Source organism: Lactobacillus nasalidis, assembly GCF_016587775.1.
GTDB classification, from domain to species: Bacteria; Bacillota; Bacilli; order Lactobacillales; family Lactobacillaceae; genus Lactobacillus; species Lactobacillus nasalidis.
The window spans coordinates 1-5404 of sequence record NZ_BOCG01000438.1; the positions used below are offsets into that span (position 1 = coordinate 1).

At 52.7% G+C, this 5404-nt stretch carries 6 protein-coding genes and 1 pseudogene; 4 read left to right on the forward strand and 3 right to left on the reverse strand.

Annotated features, from left to right (window positions below; all coding sequences use genetic code 11):
* Together lacNas_RS08075 and lacNas_RS08080 are read left to right on the forward strand one after the other, a co-directional pair.
* Positions 1-180: pseudogene (locus lacNas_RS08075) on the forward strand (hypothetical protein); the annotation flags it as partial.
* Between the two features lie 223 nt (positions 181-403).
* Positions 404-1948 carry a YfcC family protein gene (locus lacNas_RS08080; protein WP_201331191.1) on the forward strand — a complete coding sequence of 515 codons (1545 nt, stop codon included), beginning with the start codon at positions 404-406 and terminating at the stop codon, positions 1946-1948.
* A gap of 111 nt (positions 1949-2059) precedes the next feature.
* Here the strand turns inward: lacNas_RS08080 and lacNas_RS14610 are convergent, their stop codons facing one another.
* Positions 2060-2446: a hypothetical protein gene (locus tag lacNas_RS14610; RefSeq protein ID WP_244660696.1), complete on the reverse strand. Its 387-nt coding sequence runs from the start codon at positions 2444-2446 to the stop codon at positions 2060-2062.
* Between lacNas_RS14610 and lacNas_RS08085 the strand changes: the two genes are divergently transcribed.
* Positions 2441-2857 (forward strand): NUDIX hydrolase, encoded by a 417-nt coding sequence (locus lacNas_RS08085; protein ID WP_244660697.1) that lies wholly within the window; start codon positions 2441-2443, stop codon positions 2855-2857. The two genes, lacNas_RS14610 and lacNas_RS08085, sit on opposite strands and share 6 nt — an antisense overlap.
* Positions 2858-2888: 31 nt before the next feature.
* On the opposite strand, the gene lacNas_RS08090 is transcribed toward lacNas_RS08085, so the two are convergent.
* Entirely contained in the window at positions 2889-3920 is a 1032-nt protein-coding gene (locus tag lacNas_RS08090) for a glycosyl hydrolase family 18 protein (RefSeq protein WP_201331193.1), read from the reverse strand.
* Between the two features lie 100 nt (positions 3921-4020).
* Between lacNas_RS08090 and lacNas_RS08095 the strand changes: the two genes are divergently transcribed.
* The gene (locus lacNas_RS08095; protein WP_201331194.1) at positions 4021-4677 is read left to right on the forward strand and encodes an NUDIX hydrolase; all 657 of its coding nucleotides are present in this window, start codon (positions 4021-4023) and stop codon (positions 4675-4677) included.
* 322 nt (positions 4678-4999) lie between these two features.
* On the opposite strand, the gene lacNas_RS08100 is transcribed toward lacNas_RS08095, so the two are convergent.
* On the reverse strand, positions 5000-5404 hold a 405-nt coding region (locus lacNas_RS08100; RefSeq protein ID WP_244660698.1), incomplete at its 5' end, for an ATP-binding cassette domain-containing protein.

The window sequence follows — 5404 nt, forward strand, 5'->3', positions numbered from 1 at the left end:
CGGGAGTGCCGCCAAGTCTGGGCCATGAGCCGGGGCCGGCTGCTTTACCAGGGGCCAGTGGCCGGCTTGTTTGCCGACCAGGACCTGATGGAGCAGCTGGGACTGCTGCCGGCCAGGGCCTGGCAGTTGAGCCAGCTGCTGGGCTTAAAAACTGAAATTCTTTCGCCTGACGAATTATAAATATTATGTATGCGTTTCATAAACGTCTCATTTGCCAATATCCCCGCCAGCCCCACTGCTATAACTTTTAGTTGATTTTTGCCAGTTTTTCAGTTAAAAATCCTCTTAAAAGCAGGTAAAAGCAAGCTTAGTTTTATACGAAAGCGCTTGCAAAATTCTCCCCGCTGTTTTTACAATGAAGTGTAAAAAATGCAAAAGCAATCAAGCAAGGAGGATGATTTTGATGCTTTTTCATCACAGTGGGAGCAAAAAACGCAAGCATGAATTTCCGACCGCCTACTCGGTCATCATCATCGTGCTGGTGCTCGTTCAGATTCTGACTTTCTTCATTCCAGCCGGCAATTACGCGACCGTTTCTTACGATCAGTCGCGCAAGGACTTCGACATCACCCTGCCGACCGGCAAAGTAAGGCATGAGCCGGCCACCCAAGCCACGCTCAACCGCTACAAGGTTAAAATTGACGCCAAGAAGCTGATCGACGGCACGATCTACAAACCGGTAGCCATTCCAGATTCCTACCAGCGCATCAAGGTCAAAAAGCCGAACTTCTGGGAAGCGGTCAAGCAGTTTCTGACCGCCCAGGTCAACGGGATCGCTGATTCCATCGACATCATCACCTTTATTCTGATCCTTGGGGGGATCATCGGGGTCGTCTACGCCAATGGCGCCATCAATTCGGGGATGCAGGCCCTGTCTGACCACATCAAGGGCAAGCAGATCCTTTTGATCGTCATCGTCATGGGCTTGATCGCCCTGGGCGGGACCACTTTTGGCCTGGCTGAAGAAACGATGGCCTTCTACCCGATGCTCATCCCCGTCTTTTTGGAGGCTGGATACGACACGATGACCGTCGTGGCCACGATTTTCCTGGGAACCACCCTGGGGACGCTGGGGTCGACGATCAATCCGTTCTCAACCGTCATTGCCTCCAATACCGCCGGGGTCAACTTTGCCCGGGCACTGCCATTGAGAATCGTCATGCTGCTGGTCAGCCTGGCAGCCGGGATGATCTACACCATCATTTACGCTGAAAGAGTCCGCAAGGACCCGTCCAAGTCCCTGGTCTACGATCAATATGAGGAAAACCGGCAGAAGTACCTCAAGCTGGACAGCCAGGCAGACAAGGGCAGCTTCACCTGGCGGCAGAAACTGACTCTCCTGACTTTCGTGGCCGGCTTTCTGGTCATGATCTGGGGCGTGCAGAGCCAGGGCTGGTACTTTACGGAAATCGCGGTCGTCTTCCTGGCCGTTTCCTACCTGCTTTTCCTGGTTTCCGGCTTAAGCGAGCACCGGTTCATGGAAAGCTTTGTCAGCGGCGCTGCTGACCTGCTGGGAGTGGCCTTCACCGTCGGCCTGGCACGAGCAGTCTCCATTGTCATGGACGAAAGCCATACCAGCGATACGATCATGTACTTCTTCAGCAAACAGATCACTGGCATGAACAAGCTGGCTTTCGTCTGGGTCCTCTTCTTGATCTACATCGTGCTCGGCTTCTTCATCCAGTCGTCATCCGGCCTGGCCGTCCTTTCCATGCCGATCATGGCCCCTTTGGCCAACGTTGTCGGCGTGGACCGGGCCAGTGTGATCGATGCTTACAACTGGGGGCAGGGCTATATCGGCTTGATTGCTCCGGTCGGCTTGATTCTGATGTCGCTGGCCATGGTCAACATCAGCTTTGACCGCTGGTTCAAGTTCATCTGGAAGCAGCTGGTCATTCAGCTGCTGATCTGCCTGCTCTTTCTGGGAATCGGCCTGCTGGTCTATTGACCGGTCAGGTAAAAAAGTTTTGCATAAGCAAGCCAAGCGGCTTGCTTATTTTTATTGTCAGCCTTTTTCTGCGTCTTCGTTTCACAATGTTGTGTTTTTTAAAGCTTACTTTTAGAAAGCCTTAAAAAGCCAAGCATTACGCGCCTTCTCGTTAAAAAAGCAAAAATCAAAGCCTTGGTGCACAAATTGTTTTCCAAGGAATCCTAAGGGCCAAAGCATGATTTGGCGGCATTTGCCTGGCCAAGCCTGCAACCGGTTTAAATCGGCTTTTTGTTTCACGCGAAGTATGACAAAAAACGCTTTTGGTGGTAGAATCAGCCAAAAAGCGTTGCAAAAGTGAGGTAATTTATGGAAATTCTGGACGTTGTCGATGAAAAGGGCCGCCCGACCGGCCAGACGGTTGAGCGTACCAAAGCCCACCGGGATGGAATCTGGCACCGCTGCGCCTCTGTTTGGATAATCCGCCGGCAAGGCGGCAATTGGCAGGTACTTTTGCAAAAGAGGTCAGCCATCAAGGACTCCTATCCCGGCTGCTTTGACACTTCTTCTGCCGGCCATATCGATGCCGGAGACGAACCGCTGGAAACGATTATCCGCGAGTTGCATGAAGAACTGGGCATCAAAAGCAGCCCTGACGACTTTACCTTCATCGGCACTTTTCACAACTGCTACGATGAGGTTTTCCACCAAGCAGAATTCAAGAACCGCGAAGTGTCCTTCGTTCACGTCTACACCAAGCCAGTCGAGCTCTCCCAGCTGCGCCTGCAAAAAGAGGAAGTCGACAGCGTGGCCTGGTTTGACTTAGACGAGGTCTGGCAGAAGGCTGAGGCCGGCGATCCGGCTTTTTGCACTCCTGTTGGCGGACTCAAGCTCCTGCGGTCCTATTTGCGGGAAAAAGGGCAAAATTAAATAGCCAGCTGCAAGTCAGCTGGCTATTTTTTTACTCCATCCGCCAGATGCTGATGCCGACCTTGTGGCCGCTGGCCTTGTCCAGGGCCTGGGCCCAGGAAAGCAGGGTCTGCTGGTCAGCATACCAGACAGTGTGGCTGCCGTATTTGAAATAAAGGGCTCCGCTGTTTTTGTCGCGGGTGACCTTGGCCTTGTACTTCTTGCGCAGCTGGGCCACTTCATCGCTGGTGACCGAAACTACTTCATCGCCGTTAAAGTCAAAGCCGCCGTTTGACAAAGCATAGGAAACGTTGCCCAGGCTTGAGAAGTCCTTGACTGTCTTCTTCAAGAACTTGTAGTTTGCCTTTGGGCCCGGGTTGGTGCCGTAGCCGTAAAGGTTGTAGCACATGACCACGTATTCCGGCCCCTTGGGGAACTTGATCTTGCTGACCGGGGTCGAGGGTTCCAGGACGATCCGCAGGTCCAGCTTGTTCTTTTTGCAAAGGGCGTAGAGGGCTTTCTCGAAGACTAAAAACTTCTTCCACAGGCTGGTATTGTCCCGGATCTGCTCGTAGTCGATTTCCACGCCCGTGAAATTGTATTTCTTGGCCAGGGCCACGACTTCCTTGGCGTGCTTTTGCGCCTTGCTCTTGGTAGACAGCAGGCTCTCCAGCAGGTCTGTGCTCTTGTCGACCGTCCGGGTGTCGTTGACCACGGTCATGTAGCGCTTGATCTTGCTGGTTTTGCTGGTCGATTTCAGGCTCTTGGCCAGCGTCTTGCTGCCGTCAGCCAAAAAGAGCTGGTAATTCTTGTTTTCATCGTAAAGCGCCGCAAAAGCTCCGATGCCATCGATATTCTGGCTCTCACTTTTAATGGTCTTCCAGGGCTGGTCAATGTCCCAGTAAACCGTCCAGACAAACAGCTGCCTGCCTTGACTCAGCTTGCCCATTGTCCCGCTGACTTTCGCCGGCTTGCTTGTCTGGCTGCTCTTAATTTGAGTCGTCTTGGTCTGCTTTTTCTGACTGCATCCCCCGAGCAGGAAAAAAAGCGACGCTAAGGCCAAAAACTTGCTTAATTTTTTCATTGCAAACTCCATTCTCTGTTGCGCAAATTTCACTTGAAAAGGCCCCAGTCCGTCCGGGCTGGAGTAAAATAAGGGTATACAAGGAGGACTGAAACTTTTTATGGAAGAACCAAAAATTTCCCGCGGCCAAAGCAAACTCTTGGCCGACACCAAATACGTCAAGCTCTATGACCTCGCCTACCAAAACGGCGTCCACTACTATGACGCTTCCAGGCGGGATGCCGACCGCCTCTTTGCCTTCAAGCAAGAAAAGGAACTGGGCACTGCCCTGCCTGACGCCGCCTGCGCGATCGTCATCATCAAGGAGCGGGGAGAGGAAGAAAAGCTCCTGCTCTTTTACGAGTACCGCTATCCGGCTGGCAGCTACCTGTTGGGCGTTCCGGCCGGCCTGATCGATCCGGCTGACCTGGCCAGCCCAGACCCGATCAAAACCGCGATGATCCGGGAAATCAAAGAAGAAACCGGGCTCAGCATCGGCGAAGGCGACACGGTCGAAGTCATCAATCCCCTGGTCTTCACGGCTTCGGGCTTCAGTGACGAGAGCAATGCCATCGTCAAAGCCGTCGTCCACGTCGATGACCTGTCCGCCCTCAACCACCAAGGCGCCGAGGGCACGGAAGTCTTTGGCAACTTCAAACTGGTCAGCCGGGATGAGGCCCGGCGCCTGCTGCAGGCCGGCCGCGATGACTATGGCCACTACCTGCCCCTGGTTACCTGGGGAGCTTTGTGCTATTTTGTCAGTGACCTCTGGAAATAATTGTAACAGTCGTATGTTACATAGATATTACATCTGAAAAAGCCATGACGCTAACGTGTCATGGCTTTTTTGACTATTAATTCCAATAAATCAGGCTCTATGCGGTCAACCCCAAAAATGCCGTAGCAATGATCCCCAACACGATGAAAGCAATAATGCTCCAATAAGTCAGCTTGGGCTTTTCCGGTTTGCACAAAACGTACCGTGTCATGCTTTTCCGCCCCCTTTAGTTACTAGAATAAGCTAAAGAAGTAAAATCGAATAAAAGGCTATCATTAAGTTATTGTAAAGTTTAGGGCTTTAGGCACTTTTTTGCAAGACATCAAGCTTGGCGGGCCAAGGCGACCTTCTGCCCAGCCACCGCGTCCAGGAAGGCCTGGTCATGGTCAACCAGCAGCATGGCCGGAGATTTTTCCTTAAGCAGGCTGATTAACTGGTCCTGGTTGAACAGGTCCAAATAATTGGCCGGCTCATCCCAAAGATAGAGATTGGCCTCTTCCACCAGCGACTTGGCTACGGCTACCCGCTTCTTCTGCCCCTGGCTCATCTCCTCGATTTTTTGCGAAAAAGCCTCCCGCTCCAGGCCCAGTTTTTTCAGCTGGTTCAAAAAGGCGGCATAATCCAGCCCGTGTTCTGCGCAAAAAGCATCCAGCCGCCCCCGGTAGCCGGACAGATCCTGCGGCAGGTAGCTGATCTTCAGGCCCGGCTGCAGCTGCCAGTCCCCGCG